General features: G+C 73.2%; 14 protein-coding genes and 2 pseudogenes. 8 read left to right on the top strand and 8 right to left on the bottom strand.

Features of this window, described 5'->3' with window-relative positions:
- Positions 1-130 precede the first annotated feature (130 nt).
- From ACFYWS_RS09580 to ACFYWS_RS09570, 3 genes are all read left to right on the top strand, one after another.
- Entirely contained in the window at positions 131-1,117 is a 987-nt protein-coding gene (locus ACFYWS_RS09580; RefSeq protein WP_389272014.1) for an ArsR/SmtB family transcription factor, read from the top strand.
- 170 nt (positions 1,118-1,287) lie between these two features.
- Positions 1,288-2,163, top strand: coding sequence for an undecaprenyl-diphosphate phosphatase (locus tag ACFYWS_RS09575; RefSeq protein ID WP_389272011.1), 876 nt, complete (start codon positions 1,288-1,290; stop codon positions 2,161-2,163).
- Positions 2,164-2,191: 28 nt separating this feature from the next.
- Complete coding sequence (locus ACFYWS_RS09570; protein ID WP_389272008.1) at positions 2,192-3,112, top strand: NADP-dependent oxidoreductase; 921 nt, start codon at positions 2,192-2,194, stop codon at positions 3,110-3,112.
- Between the two features lie 9 nt (positions 3,113-3,121).
- Here ACFYWS_RS09570 and ACFYWS_RS09565 read toward each other — a convergent pair.
- Together ACFYWS_RS09565 and ACFYWS_RS09560 are read right to left on the bottom strand one after the other, a co-directional pair.
- Positions 3,122-3,613: pseudogene (locus ACFYWS_RS09565) on the bottom strand (SDR family NAD(P)-dependent oxidoreductase); the annotation flags it as partial.
- Between the two features lie 175 nt (positions 3,614-3,788).
- Positions 3,789-4,002, bottom strand: a pseudogene (locus tag ACFYWS_RS09560) (SDR family NAD(P)-dependent oxidoreductase); the annotation flags it as partial.
- 101 nt (positions 4,003-4,103) lie between these two features.
- On the opposite strand from ACFYWS_RS09560, the gene ACFYWS_RS09555 reads away from it, so the two are divergent.
- Both ACFYWS_RS09555 and ACFYWS_RS09550 read left to right on the top strand, forming a co-directional pair.
- Positions 4,104-4,955 (top strand): helix-turn-helix transcriptional regulator, encoded by an 852-nt coding sequence (locus ACFYWS_RS09555; RefSeq protein WP_389272005.1) that lies wholly within the window; start codon positions 4,104-4,106, stop codon positions 4,953-4,955.
- Between the two features lie 99 nt (positions 4,956-5,054).
- Positions 5,055-5,228 carry a hypothetical protein gene (locus ACFYWS_RS09550; RefSeq protein WP_389272002.1) on the top strand — a complete coding sequence of 58 codons (174 nt, stop codon included), beginning with the start codon at positions 5,055-5,057 and terminating at the stop codon, positions 5,226-5,228.
- A gap of 25 nt (positions 5,229-5,253) precedes the next feature.
- On the opposite strand, the gene ACFYWS_RS09545 is transcribed toward ACFYWS_RS09550, so the two are convergent.
- Together ACFYWS_RS09545 and ACFYWS_RS09540 are read right to left on the bottom strand one after the other, a co-directional pair.
- Positions 5,254-5,994, bottom strand: coding sequence for an SDR family NAD(P)-dependent oxidoreductase (locus ACFYWS_RS09545; RefSeq protein WP_389271999.1), 741 nt, complete (start codon positions 5,992-5,994; stop codon positions 5,254-5,256).
- Positions 5,995-6,054: 60 nt separating this feature from the next.
- Positions 6,055-6,723, bottom strand: a complete 669-nt coding sequence (locus ACFYWS_RS09540; RefSeq protein ID WP_389271996.1) for a DinB family protein — start codon at positions 6,721-6,723, stop codon at positions 6,055-6,057.
- Between the two features lie 101 nt (positions 6,724-6,824).
- Between ACFYWS_RS09540 and ACFYWS_RS09535 the strand changes: the two genes are divergently transcribed.
- Both ACFYWS_RS09535 and lnt read left to right on the top strand, forming a co-directional pair.
- Positions 6,825-7,301, top strand: coding sequence for a nuclear transport factor 2 family protein (locus ACFYWS_RS09535; protein ID WP_389271993.1), 477 nt, complete (start codon positions 6,825-6,827; stop codon positions 7,299-7,301).
- A gap of 107 nt (positions 7,302-7,408) precedes the next feature.
- Positions 7,409-9,001 carry an apolipoprotein N-acyltransferase gene (gene lnt, locus ACFYWS_RS09530; RefSeq protein ID WP_389271990.1) on the top strand — a complete coding sequence of 531 codons (1,593 nt, stop codon included), beginning with the start codon at positions 7,409-7,411 and terminating at the stop codon, positions 8,999-9,001.
- 1 nt (position 9,002) lies between these two features.
- Here the strand turns inward: lnt and ACFYWS_RS09525 are convergent, their stop codons facing one another.
- Together ACFYWS_RS09525 and ACFYWS_RS09520 are read right to left on the bottom strand one after the other, a co-directional pair.
- On the bottom strand, positions 9,003-9,905 hold the full coding sequence (locus ACFYWS_RS09525) for a Gfo/Idh/MocA family protein (RefSeq protein ID WP_389271987.1): 903 nt from the start codon (positions 9,903-9,905) through the stop codon (positions 9,003-9,005).
- A complete protein-coding gene (locus ACFYWS_RS09520; RefSeq protein ID WP_389271984.1) occupies positions 9,902-11,161 on the bottom strand; it encodes an FAD-dependent monooxygenase in 1,260 nt (419 codons plus the stop codon). The genes ACFYWS_RS09525 and ACFYWS_RS09520 overlap by 4 nt, the downstream gene beginning before the upstream one ends.
- 99 nt (positions 11,162-11,260) lie before the next feature.
- Here ACFYWS_RS09520 and ACFYWS_RS09515 point away from each other — a divergent pair, with 99 nt between their 5' ends.
- Positions 11,261-11,884, top strand: coding sequence for a TetR/AcrR family transcriptional regulator (locus ACFYWS_RS09515; RefSeq protein ID WP_389271982.1), 624 nt, complete (start codon positions 11,261-11,263; stop codon positions 11,882-11,884).
- 116 nt (positions 11,885-12,000) lie between these two features.
- On the opposite strand, the gene ACFYWS_RS09510 is transcribed toward ACFYWS_RS09515, so the two are convergent.
- Positions 12,001-12,555: a hypothetical protein gene (locus tag ACFYWS_RS09510; RefSeq protein WP_389271979.1), complete on the bottom strand. Its 555-nt coding sequence runs from the start codon at positions 12,553-12,555 to the stop codon at positions 12,001-12,003.
- A 121-nt stretch (positions 12,556-12,676) separates the two neighbouring features.
- Entirely contained in the window at positions 12,677-13,360 is a 684-nt protein-coding gene (locus tag ACFYWS_RS09505; RefSeq protein WP_389271976.1) for a uracil-DNA glycosylase, read from the bottom strand.
- Positions 13,361-13,437 lie beyond the last annotated feature (77 nt).

The following is a 13,437-nucleotide window of genomic DNA, read 5'->3' as shown; positions in this document are numbered from 1 at the left end:
CGAGGTGCGGTGAGCACGTACGGGTGCGGGCGGCGACTCGCGGGACAACGGCGTGCCGAGCGATGCCCCGGCGGGTGCCGGCCGCTCGCGGGCCGGCGACATCGCGGCGATACGGGAAGGGGTGGTAGCCGTGGGGATCTGGCAGGTCGACGCGGACACCCTCGCGGGCAGCCGGTTCGTTGTGTCGCGGCTCGCCGAGGCGACCGCGAGCCTGAAGAAGCTGGCGAACCCCGTTGCCGCGCACCCCGGCGAACGGCGCTGGCTGGATACCCATCTGCCCGCCTACCGCGCCCGGCTCGCCGCCGAACCGATGACCGCGCTGCTGCTGGACGCCGCGTTCGGGGCGCGGTGGATCGCCGACTTCATGACGCCCACGCCGGACGGCGTCCGCGAGGACGATCTGGCGGACGGCCTCGCGCGGATCCGTGCCACGCCTCCGGCGGCCGTCCGCGCCGACCTCGCGGTCTCCTCGCCGGGCCCGCTGCCCGGCGCGCTCGCTCACGCGGACGACCTGGCGGAACGCGCGGCGGAGCTGCTCGCGTGGGTGTGGCGGGAGACGGTGCTGCCTCAGTGGCCGCGCCGCCGCCGGATCATGCAGGCCGATGTCCTCGCCCGGACAAGGGAGTTGACGCGGGGCGGCTGGGCGGCCGCCTTCGGCGGGATGCGGCCCACGATGGGCTGGCTCGGCGAGGGCCGGCTGCGGATCAACGCCCACGACCACCCGCCGCGGGACATCGCCGGCGCCCAGCTCCTGTTCGTGCCGGTGACACCGAAGCAGGGCTGGGTGTCGTGGCCGGACCGGGACCCGGTCGACCGGTACGCCGTGGTCTACCCGTGCGCGGGCGCCCTCGCGGACGCGGACAGGGCGGCGCCGCCTGGCGGACTCGCGGCGCTCCTCGGCACGGCCCGCGCGCAGACCCTCGTCCTCCTCGAACAGCCGCTGACGACAAGCCAGTTGGTGGCCCTCACCGGTCAGAGCCTCGGCTCGGTGGGCCGCCACCTGAAGGTGCTGCACGGGGCCGGCCTCGTACAGCGACGCAGGGCGGGCCGCTCGGTGCTCTACTTCCGTACGCCGACCGGTGACGCGCTCCTTCGGGCACAGCGGACAGGTGCGTAGCGGCCGGGCCTGTAAAGGCCGCGCTCACTCCCCTGTGGTGCTCCCGTCACTTTCGAACGCTACTCTGCCCCACGCGACCCCCGGGCCCGGTGTGACGGGAGTTCGCGCCGCCCTGTCTGGCCTGCGTTCGCGGCCGGTTCCGCCGAGCACCTGGATCGCGTACCCACCTCATGTCCTGGTTCGAATCATTCATCCTCGGGCTCGTCCAGGGGCTCACGGAGTTCCTGCCGATCTCGTCGAGCGCCCATCTGCGCCTCACGGCCGCGTTCGCGGGGTGGCACGACCCCGGCGCCGCCTTCACCGCGATCACCCAGCTCGGCACCGAGACCGCGGTCGTCATCTACTTCCGCAAGGACATCGCACGGATCATCTCGGCGTGGTGCAGGTCCCTCACCGACAAGACGATGCGGGGCGACCACGACGCGCAGATGGGCTGGCTGGTGATCGTCGGCTCGATCCCCATCGGGGTGCTCGGCGTGACGTTCAAGGACCAGATCGAGGGCCCGTTCCGCGATCTGCGGCTCACCGCGACGACGCTGATCGTGATGGGCGTGGTCCTCGGCATCGCCGACCGCTTGGCGGCGCGCGACGAGACGGGCGGCCGGCACCGCGTCGCCCACACCCGCAAGGAACTCAAGGACCTGTCCGTCAAGGACGGCCTGATCTACGGTCTCTGCCAGGCGCTGGCCCTGATCCCGGGCGTCTCCCGTTCCGGCGCCACGATCAGCGGCGGCCTCTTCCTCGGCTACACCCGTGAGTCCGCGGCCCGCTACTCCTTCCTCCTCGCGATCCCGGCGGTGCTGGCCTCCGGCGTCTTCGAGCTGAAGGACGCGAGCGAGGGCGGCCATGTCTCCTGGGGCCCCACGGTCTTCGCCACACTGATCGCCTTCGGTGTCGGCTACGCGGTGATCGCCTGGCTGATGAAGTTCATCTCGACGCGCAGCTTCATGCCGTTCGTGTACTACCGGATCATCCTCGGCGTCGCCCTGTTCATCCTGGTGAGCATGGGTGTGCTGAGCCCGCACGCGGCGGAGTCGGCAGGCTGAGGAACACAATCGGACAGGTGGGGGCGGGATGAGAGCGGCGCGGTTTCACGAGTACGGCGGGATCGATGTGCTGCGGGTCGAGGACGTGCCCCGGCCCGTACCGGCGGCCGATCAGGTGCTCGTCGAGGTGCGGGCGGCCGGGATCCAGCCCGGTGAGGTGAGCATCCGGACGGGGTCCCTGCACGAACGGTGGCCCGCCACGTTCCCCTCGGGGCAGGGCAGCGATCTGGCCGGGGTCGTCGTCGACGTCGGTTCGCACGTACGGGACTTCGGGGTCGGCGACGAGGTCGTCGGGTTCACGCACCGGCGGGCCAGCCACGCCGAGTACGTCGCCGTCGACGACGTGAACCTCGTGCACCGTCCCGCCGGGCTCTCCTGGGACGTCGCCGGATCCCTGTACGTCGCCGGGGCGACCGCCTACGCGTGCGTGTGGGCCGTGGACCTCCGGCCCGGCGACACGGTCGTGGTGTCCGGCGCGGCGGGCGGCGTCGGATCGTTCGCCGTCCAGCTCGCGCGGCGCCACGGCGTCACCGTCATCGGCCTCGCGAGCGAGCCGAACCACGGCTGGCTGCAGGAGAAGGGCGTGCTCCCGGTCGCGTACGGGGACGGGGTGCGGGAGCGGATCCTGGAGGCCGCGGGCGGCCGGGGCGTCGACGCGTTCATCGACACGTTCGGCACCGGATACGTCGAGCTGGCCATGGAGTTGGGGGTGCGGCCCGAGCGGATCAACACCATCCGCGACTGGGCGGTCGCGGGCAGGGTCGGCGCCCGCACCTACGGGGAGGGCGCCGCGGCCAGCGCGGTCGTCCTCGGCGAACTGGCCCGGCTCGCCGCGCGCGGCGAGCTGGAGGTGCCGATCGCCCGTACCTATCCGCTGGAGCAAGTACGGGACGCCTTCCGCGAGTTGGAGCGGCGGCACACGCACGGGAAGATCGCGCTGCGGCCGTAGGCGCTGTCCTCACCAGGGCAGCGGCCCCTCCGCGGAGACGTACGTTCCCGTCGGCCCGTCCGCGCCGACCCGCGCCATCCGGACGATGATCTCCGCGCCCTGCTCGACGGTCTGGACGCCCGTGTTTCCGTTCAGGTCGGTCCTGGTGAAACCGGGTTCGACGGCGTTGATCCGGATCTGCGGGAACGCCTTCGCGTACTGCACGGTCAGCATGTTCACGGCCGTCTTGGAGGCCGGGTAGGCGACGCCGGGGTAGCCGGCCGCCGGGTTCCCCGCGTCGGTGGCGCCGGCCAGCGAGGCCAGGCCGCTGCTGACGTTGACGATGACGGGGGCGGCGGAGCGGCGCAACAGGGGCAGGAACGCGTGGGTGACGCGGACGGTGCCGAAGACGTTCGTCTCGAACAGCGGACGCAGGGTGTCGACGGTCTCGTCGGCCGGGAGCACGATGCCGTTGCCGTCGGTGCGGCCTTCGATGCCGGCGTTGTTGATCAGTACGTCTAGGGCCTGTCTTCAAACTCCCGTCGTCGCCCGGAGGGCGGCGCGGCGGCGTCTGGTGCGTGCGATCGCAAGGCGCCGGGAAGTCCTAGTAGCGGAGCTACTCGGGCTTTTCGGCAACGCGGCGAGCGTGCGTGCCAGGCGTCGCCGGGCAGGCGGGAGTTTGAAGACAGGCCCTAGGGCCGCCCTCGGCCTCGATCGTCTTGGCGGCGGCCGCGACGGAGGCGTCGTCGGTGATGTCGATGACGACGTGCCGCGCCGAGCTCCTCGGCGGTGCGACGGCCGCGCTCGGGGTCGCGGGCGCCGATGTGGACGGTGTGGCCCGCTTCGACGAGACGGCGGGCGGTTTCACGGCCGAGGCCCTTGTTGGCCCCGGTGATCAGTGTGGTGGTCATGCGTCCAGGCTGCGCCGGGGGCGGCCCCGCGACCAGCCGTCCCGTCTTCCTGGGACCGCTGATACCAGGAAGATCCGGGCCGGACGGGGCACAGTGGTGGCATGGCACATGTGGAGCTGGGTGACTTCGGGGACACGGTGCGGCGCTGGCGGGACCGGGTCCCGCCGCAGGAGGCGGGGATCGCCGCCGTGGGACCCCGGCGGGCCGCGGGGCTGCGCCGCGAGGAGCTGGCGCTGCTCGCGGGGATCTCGGCGGACTACGTCACCCGGCTCGAACAGGGCCGCGCCACCCACCCCTCCGACCAGGTCGTGGAGGCGCTGGCCCGCGCGCTGCGGCTGACGGACACCGAGCGTGAGCACCTCTTCCGGCTCGCGGGGCTCGCGCCGCCGGGGCGGGAGACGGTGCCGGCGCGGCTCACCCCGGGCGTGCGCCGACTGCTCGACCGGCTGTCCGGGACGCCGGCCGCCGTGTTCGACGCGGGGTGGACGCTCCTGCTCGCGAACCCGCTGTACACGGCGCTGCTCGGCGAGCGCCCGGAGTGGGGAGGCCACGGGCGCAACGGCGTGTGGTGGACGTTCCTCGGGCCGACGAGCCGGGTCCGCCAGACCCCCGACGAGCGGCAGGCCATGGAGACGGCCCTGGTCTCGGACCTGCGCACGACCGCGAGCCGCTACCCGCTGGACCCGCGACTGCACACGCTCGTCGACGAACTCCGCACGCGCAGCCCGCGCTTCGCCGAGTTGTGGGACTCGGGCGCGGTCGGCCGGCACGCCGCCGCGCGCAAGACGGTCGACCACCCGGACGTCGGTCCGCTGACGCTGGACTGCGACATCCTCACGGTCGCGGGTGACGATCTGCGCGTCATGCTCTACACGGCCGAGCCCGGCACCCCGGACGCGGACCGTCTGACGCTGCTCGGCACGACGGCGCTGCCGACGCCGGTCGGCGCGTGACCAGGCGCTGCGCCAACTCCTTTACAGCATCGGTCACTTGATGCTCAGTACCGTTCGCTCAGGGTTCCCAATCGGGCGGCCCGCACGTAGCCTTGGCCCATGCCGCCCACCACTTCTGGTCCCGTGCGGTCTGCCGAGGAAGTCAACGAGCAGATCCGCGGATTGTGGCTGCGCACGGGAGGCCGGCTCACCGGGGAGCAGCGCGCCGAATACGTGCTGCTGGTCACGGAGTGGGCGGCCGCGGTGCGCGCGGAGGTCGTGAAAGCGGCCTGAACCCGCTCCCCCGGCCACGTTCCGCTCAGCGGCCGCCGGCCACCCGCAGCACCGTCCCCGTCGCGTACGAAGCATCCGGTGACAGCAGCCAGGCGATCGCCCCCGCGATCTCCTCGGCCGTGCCGGGGCGCCGTAGCGGGATGCCGGGAGCCGCTTCGCGCGCGATGTCGGGTGTGCCGCTGGTGGCGTGGATCTCGGTGTCGACGATGCCGGGCGCGACGCCGTTGACCCGCACGCCGACCGGGCCGAGCTCCTTGGCGAGGCCGAGGGTGATCGTGTCCACGGCCGCCTTGGACGCGGCGTAGTGCACGTACTGGCCGGGGCTGCCGATGGTGGCGGCCCCGGAGGACACGTTCACGATGGCGCCCGCGCCCGCCTGCGTCATGTCGTGGGCGGCGCGGCGGCAGCACAGCAGGACGCCCAGGACGTTGACGTCGAGGACACGGCGGAAGTCCTCGGTGCGCGCCTCGGCGAACGGGCCGACCGGCGCGGTGACGCCCGCGTTGTTCACCAGCCCCGTGAGCGGGCCGAGTTGGGCGCGCGCCTCATCAAACATCCGCTCGACATCGGCCTCTTGGGAGGTGTCGGCCCGCACGACGGCGCAGCGGGCGCCTTCCGCGCGCACGGCCTCGGCGGTGCGCTCGGCGGCGTCCTTGTCGCTCACGAAGGACAGCGCGACATCGTGGCCCTCACGCGCGAGACGCACGGACGTGGCGGCGCCGATGCCCCGGCTGCCGCCGGTGACCAGTGTGATGGGGCGGTTCAAGGGGGCCTCCTGGTGAGAAGTACGTCCCCGTGGACCGGGTTCTGGCCACGCGGACGAAGATCATGTCGCGCCGGGCGCACCGTACCAGCGCCACTTCCCGCGCTGCTCCCTGCCCTTGAGGTCGCCCCGCCCCGTGGCCCACAGCAGCGTCGCCCACGGCTCGGTGTCCCCGGGGACGTCGGGGAAGAGGCGGTGCAGCGTGCGCGCGCACAGGTCGGCCGGTGCCTCGAACGCGATGCCGAGCCCGAGCGCCAGGTCGTGCGCGTGCACCAGCGTCTCGACGACCCCCATCGCGGCGAAGCCCTCGGGGTCGGAGGCGCCGAAGACGTGGTACCCGCGGGCGGTCGGCGGGGTCGCGCGCACCACAGCGGCGAGGAGGCCGCCGCCCGCCTCCAGGGCCCCGAGCATGGCGGCCGGGCCCGCGTCGAGGTCGACGGTGATCGTGTTGACCGGCCCCTCGGGCCGGCGCCTGCTGTAGCCCCAGCGCACGTAGTCGTCCGCCAGGGGGCGCAGCGAGCCGATCTGCGCGGCGTAGAAGAAGAGGTCGTCGACGAGGTGTTCGCCGGTCTCCCAGCACGTCCACTCGAGCGAGCCCGCCGGAGCGTTCCAGTCGGCGTCGGGCGCGGCACCCAGCGCGGCGACCGCGAGCTCGACGGCCCGCGCGACATCGTCCGCCGTGACGGGTCCCGGTGTCCCGGCCTGGAGTTGCGTGTTCGGATCAGCTGACATGGCGCGACGGTAACAGCGCACGCGGCGCCGTCCCCAGGAGTTTTCACCTCGGCCCGCGCGCGCCTCTTGGTTCTGTGCACCGGGGGCCCGAGACTGAGCCGATGACGCAGCGTGTGGAACTCTCGACCGTCCTCGACCGCCTCGCCGTCGACGAGTTGGTGACGGACTACGCCGCGGCGGTGGACGACGGCGACTGGGTGGCGTACCGCGCCCTGTTCGAACCGGAGGGCCGTGCCGACTACCGCGAGGCGGGAGGGGTGGAGGGCAGCGCCGAGGAGATCGCGCAGTGGCTGTCGACGACGATGGAGCTGTTCCCGATGCGGCAGCACCTGATCGTGAACCGGCGGGTGCGCTTCGACACCGTCGACCGCGACATCGGCGACACGGGCCGCGTCCGGGCCGACTACGTCAATCCGATGCGTTTCGCGGGCGAGGGCGACTCGACGGCTCCCGACTTCATCTGCGGCGGCCGGTACTCCTTCGACCTCGTCCGTACGCTCAGCGGCTGGCGGCTGCACCGGGTGACGGTCTACGAGAAGTGGCGCCGCGTCCCCCAGCGGGCCGCCTCGGGCAGCTGATCCACTCCCCCGTCCGGCCCGGCGCCCACTGTCGTTGATCGTCGCCGGAGCGCAGACTGTAGGCGCGAAGCGATGGTCGTACGAGTACGGGTCGGGAGGCGCGGCGCATGGAGGGGTGGCGGCAGCGGATCGACACGTCGCGGTGGTGGCGGGGCGCCGCGGCGGTCGGCGCGGGCGCCCTGCCCGCGCTCGCGTTCCCGGCGCCCTCCCTGTGGTGGTTCGCCTACGTCGCCCTCGTGCCGTGGATGCTGCTCGCGCGCTCGGCCGCGACACCGCGCCGGGCGGCGCTCGATGGCTGGCTCGGCGGGCTCGGTTTCATGCTCGCGGTGCACCACTGGCTGTTGCCGAGCCTGCATGTGTTCACGCTCGTCCTCGCGGCGCTGCTCGGCGCGCTGTGGGCGCCGTGGGGCCGGCTGCTGCGCCGCCTCCTGCACGGCCGTCCGACGCGGGGTCGGGCGGCGACCGCGCTCCTCGCCATCCCTTCGGGATGGCTGATGGTCGAACTGGTCCGTTCCTGGGAGGGCCTTGGCGGCCCGTGGGGTCTGCTCGGCTCCAGCCAGTGGCAGGTGACGCCCGCGCTGCGGCTCGCGTCGGTGGGCGGTGTCTGGCTGCTCAGCCTGCTCGTGGTGGCCGTGAACACCGCTGTGACGCTCCTCGTCGTCGCGCACGGCGCCCGCGCTCCCGCGGTGGCGGGGCTGGTCGCGACGGTCACGGTCACCGGGGTCGCGTGGGCGTGGGCGCCGCGGGCAGAGACCGACGGGCGGGCGCGGATCGCGGTGGTGCAGCCGGGCGTGGTCGACGGCCTCGGCAGCATCAAGGCCCGCTTCGACCGGGAGGTGCGGCTGACCCGTCAGCTGGCGGACCGGGACGTGGACCTCGTGGTCTGGGGCGAGAGCAGCGTCGGCTACGACCTGCCGCGCCGCCCCGACCTGGTCCGTCGGCTCGCCGCGCTCTCTCGCGAGGTGGACGCGGAGATCCTCGTCAACGTCGACGCACGGCGTCGCGCCGCCGACGGCTCGGGCCAGGGCATATACAAGAGTTCGGTGCTGGTCGGCAGGACCGGCCTCACCGGCGACCACTACGACAAGATGCGGCTCGTCCCCTTCGGGGAGTACGTGCCCGCGCGCTCGCTCCTCGGCTGGGCGACCTCGGTCGGCAAGGCGGCGGGCGAGGACCGGATGCGCGGCACGCGGCAGGTCGTGATGGACGTGCGCCACGGTGAGCGGGTCCTGCGTGTCGGGCCGCTGGTCTGCTTCGAGTCGGCGTTCCCCGACATGACGCGGCAGCTGACGCGGGACGGGGCACAGGTGCTGCTCGCGCAGTCCTCGACGTCGACGTTCCAGCACAGTTGGGCGCCCGAGCAGCACGCCTCGCTCGCCGCGCTGCGGGCCGCGGAGACGGGCCGCCCGATGGTGCACGCGACGCTGACCGGGGTCTCCGCGGTGTACGGCCCGGACGGGGCGCGCGCCGGTGCCTGGCTGGGGACGTCGGCGAGCACGGCCCGCGTCTACGACATGCCGACCGCACGGGGCACCACACTGTACGTACGCCTCGGCGCGTGGCCGGTGCACGGGGCGGCCACGGTCCTGGTGGCCCTGGCGGCTATCAAGCCCCTGCGGCGTTTGAGCAGCGGGGTCCGGGGCGGAGCCCCGAGTCCGCAACACCGTCGCGGCCTGAACGGCACGTTCGACGCGCGCTGAGTCACACCCGCCGCAGCACCTCACGTACGACCTGCTCGCACAGCTCATGCGTGGCCAGCGCGTCCCACGCACTCAGCACCTTGCCCGCCCGCCCCGCGTCGAGGAACGCGAGAACCGCCTGCTCGATCCCCCGCTGGCGAGCGACCGGCACCCAGTCCCCGCGCCGCCGAACCGAGGGCTGCCCCTTGTGGTCGACGACATCGGAGAGGTTCAGCACCTGCCGCTTGGAGTCCTGCCCCGACACCTCCAGGATCTCCTCGGTGGAGCCGCTCAGCCGGTTCATGACGCCGAGCGCGGTGAATCCGTCGCCCGCGAGCTGGAGCACCACGTGCTCAAGGAGGCCGCCCTCGACGCGGGCGCGCACGGTCACGTCCTCGACCGGGCCCGGCGCGAGGAAGCGCAGTGTGTCGACGACGTGGATGAAGTCGTCGAGGATCATCGCGCGCGGCTCCTCGGGGAGCCCGACGCGGTTCTTCTGCATCAGGATCAGCTCGCGCGGGTGCTCGACGCACTGCGCGTACCCGGGCGCGTAGCGGCGGTTGAAGCCGACGGTCAGGCTCACGCCGCGGTCCTCTGCGAGCCGTACGAGCCGCTCGGACTCGGCGAGTTCGTAGGCGAGCGGCTTGTCGACGTACGTCGCGACGCCCGCCTCCAGGAGCCGCGTGACGATCTCCGGGTGCGCGGTGGTGGGCGCGTGCACGAAGGCCGCGTCGAGGCCCTGCGCGAGGAGCGAGTCGAGGTCGGCGTGGCGCTGCGAGGCGGGCACGCGGAGCTGGTCCGCGACCTCGGTCAGGGTCGCGGGCGTCCGCGTCTGCAGGTGCAGTTCGAGCGCGGGTTGCGCGCCGAGCACCGGCAGGTACGCCTTCTTGGCGATGTCGCCGAGTCCGATGACGCCGACTTTCACGTCTGTGTGCTCCTGTCCTGCGATGACGGGGCCGTGCCGGCCCGCTGCTGCGTTGGGGCAGCATACGGGGCGGTGTACGGCTCGCGCTGGGGCGGGCGCCAGTCCGCGATGCCGTCCATGCCGCGCAGCAGGAAGGCCGGGCCGAGCATCCCGACGGCGCGGATCGCCGTGTTGCGCAGGGCGATCAGGGGGCGGTTCGCGGTGAGGTTGACGCGGCTGACGGTCATCGCCTTGCGCGCGGTCGCCGTCGTACGGGGCAGCCGTGCGGCGGTGTATCCGGCCAGGTCGAGCGGGGCGTCGGGCGCGGCGTGGTGGGCGAGGACGATCGCGTCCTCGATGGCCTGGTTGCCGCCCTGGCCGAGGGTCGGTGCCATGGCGTGCGCGGCGTCGCCGAGCAGGGCGACGCGGCCGAGGTGGTAGGCGGGCAGCGGCTCGGCGATCTGGTGGACGTCGTGGCGCAGCACCTGGCCGGGCTCGACGGCGTCGAGGATCGCGGGGATCGGGTCGTGCCAACTGCCGTACAGGCGCCGGAGTTCCGCCTTCTCGTCGCCGCCCGGCGCCCGCTGTCCGGCCGGGGCCATGGCCGCCGCGTACGAGTAGACGGTGCCGTCGGCGAAGGGGTGGGTGCCCCAGATGCGGCCGGGGCCCCAGGTCTCGGCCTGTGTGAAGGGGCGGCCGAGCGGCGGCACGAGCACGCGCCAGGTGGTGAAGCCGGTGTACTCGGTGCCGGGGTGCCCGGGGAAGAGCGCGCCGCGCACGGCGGAGTTGATGCCGTCGGCGCCGACCACGAGTTCCGCCTCCAGGTCGCCCTCGGGGGTGGTGACGCGCGCGGGGCGTGCCGGGTCGTCCGGGTCGCCGGGGTCGGCGAGCCGCGCCTCGGACGCGGTGCGTACGGCGTCGGCGGGCAGTCGGCCCGCCAGCTTGTCGATCAGGGTCGCGCGGTGCAGCAGCACGATGGAGCCGCCGAAGCGCTCGGCCGCGAGCTGCGGGTCGGCCCGCGAGAGCCAGCGGCCCTTCGGCGTGAGCAGCCCGCCGTCGCCGTCCCACGCTTCCAGGGCGCGGATCTCGTCGCCGAGTCCTACGACGCCGAGGGCGCGCTGGGAGTTGGGCGCCAGGGAGATCCCCGCGCCCACGGGCTTCAGCTCGGTCGCCCGCTCCAGGACGGTGACCTGCCAGCCGCGCAGATGGAGCGCGAGAGCGGCGGTGAGCCCGCCGATTCCGCCTCCGACGACGACGGCACGGGGCTGTCGGGACATGACGCCTCCCAGAATGGAGTTCCGATCCGGCCACTACACCTGTAGTGGACCCGTGCTTCGACGGTACTACAGCTGTAGTGATCGCGGTAGATTGCTCCCATGAACCGGCCCGACACCCCGCGCCCCGAAGCCGCCGCCCCGCTCTCCCGGGCAGACCGGATCGCCGACGCCGCCCTGACACTGCTCGCGGAGCGCGGCATGCGCGGGCTGACCCACCGTGCCGTCGACGAGGCCGCGGGGCTGCCCCAGGGCTCGACGTCGAACCACGCGCGCACCCGGCTCGCCCTCCTGGAAGCGGCGGTGCGGCGGCTCGCGGTGCGCGAGGGGCGGGTGCTCTCGGTCGACGAACTGCCGGACCCCGCGGGCGGCCCCGCCGCCCTGGTCGACGGCATGGCACTCGCCCTGCACCGCTACCTCGACCGCCACCCCCAACTACTGGTCTGCCGCTACGAATTGGCCCTGGAGGCGACCCGCAGGCCCGAGCTGCGCGCGTTCTTCGACGAGGCGGGCCGCCAGTTCCGCGAACCGCTCATCACGCTGCTCCGGGCGGCGGGTTCGGGGGCCCCCGAGCGGCACACGCTGTCCCTGATCGCGTGGACGGAGGGGATCATGTTCTCGTGCGTGGCCGGCTCGTTCCACACGACGGTCCCCACGCTCGCGGAACTGCGCGAGGGCTACGGCGAGCTGCTGCACGGAATGCTCGACACGACCAGCCCGCTCTAGGGCGAGAGCCGGCGGGGTCGGGGCGGGACTGGGGGCGGAGCCCCGCGACGTCAGCGGCACGCCCTCGCCCACGCACCCCCGCACCCCGTGCCGCGGGAACCCAGAACCTCCCCCGCCTACGACCCCGTCCGCGGCGGCCCCAGCGGTTCCCCGCCCTCGCGCCCCTGCCCCGCTCTCGGCTCCATCGGCCCCGCCCCCATCGTGGCCACCCGCTCCTCCAGCCGGGTGAGAGCGTTGCGCACCCCGTCCCCGTAACCGTCGTCCCCCAGCGCGCCCGCCGCAGCGCGGGCCCGCGTCAGATGGCTGCGGGCCGCCCCGGGGCGGTCCAACTTGACGTAGTCCGCCGCCAGGTTGAGATGCAGGGACGGATAGAACGCCCGCAGCGCCAGGGACGACTCGTGCTCGGCGAGCCGCTCCTGAGTGAGGGAGTCGGCGGCGGACAGCGCGCGCAGGTCCCAGGCCAGCTCGTCCGAGGGGTCGTCCTGGGTGTCGGCCATGTAGTGCGCGAGCGTGCAGCGGTGCAGCGGGTCGCCGTCCTCCCCGATCTCCGCCCACAGGCCGAGGAAGCGCCCCTGCGCCTCCTCACGGTCGCCACCGTGGTGCAGCATGACCGCCTGCCCGATGCGGCTCATCATAGCGTCGTCCGACGCCTGTTCACGCTGCTGTGCCACTGTCTGTCTCCTCCAAGCTCGGCCGCCCGGCGCGCCCGACCACGATGTCCGGTCCGACGACGCTAACGGGCGGCACTGACAATCCAGCTCAGGCACGACTCCCCGCGAGCCGGACCCGCGCTCAGCCCAGGTCCGGGACGGTCCAGTCGATCGGTGTGTGGCCCTGCGCGGCGATCGCCTCGTTGATCTGCGTGAACGGCTGCGAGCCGAAGAACTTCCGCGCCGACAGCGGCGAGGGGTGCGCGCCCTTCACCACCGCGTGCCGCTCGGTGTCGATGAGCGGCAGCTTCTTCTGCGCGTAGTTCCCCCACAGCACGAAGACCGCCGGATCGGGCCGCTGGACGACGGCGCGGATCACCGCGTCCGTGAACTTCTCCCAGCCCTTGCCCTTGTGCGAGTTGGCCTCGCTCGCCCGGACCGTGAGCACCGCGTTGAGCAGCAGTACGCCCTGCTCGGCCCACGGCATCAGATACCCGTTGTCCGGGATCGGGGTGCCGAGCTCGGCCTGCATCTCCTTGTAGATGTTGCGCAGCGAGGGCGGCGTCTTCACGCCGGGCCGCACCGAGAAGCACAGGCCGTGCCCCTGCCCCTCGCCGTGGTACGGGTCCTGGCCGAGGACGAGCACCTTCACCTTGTCGTAGGGCGTCGCGTCGAGCGCGGCGAAGACCTGCTCGCGCGGCGGGTAGACGGGGCCCTTCGCGCGCTCCTCCTCGACGAACTCGGTGAGCTCCTTGAAGTAGGGCTTCTGCAGTTCTTCGCCGAGGACGCCGCGCCAGGACTCGGGCAGCATCGCGGTGTCGGTCACGTCAACAACCTCCGGGGTACGGGCACCTGCACGCCCGCGCCCCACCGTGCCGGGGACGCGGCCGCATCTACACCCAG

Source organism: Streptomyces sp. NPDC002795 (genome assembly GCF_042888725.1).
Taxonomy (GTDB): Bacteria; Actinomycetota; Actinomycetes; order Streptomycetales; family Streptomycetaceae; genus Streptomyces.
Note: the sequence above shows the minus strand (reverse complement) of the source record. Positions and strands in the feature narration are given on the sequence as shown.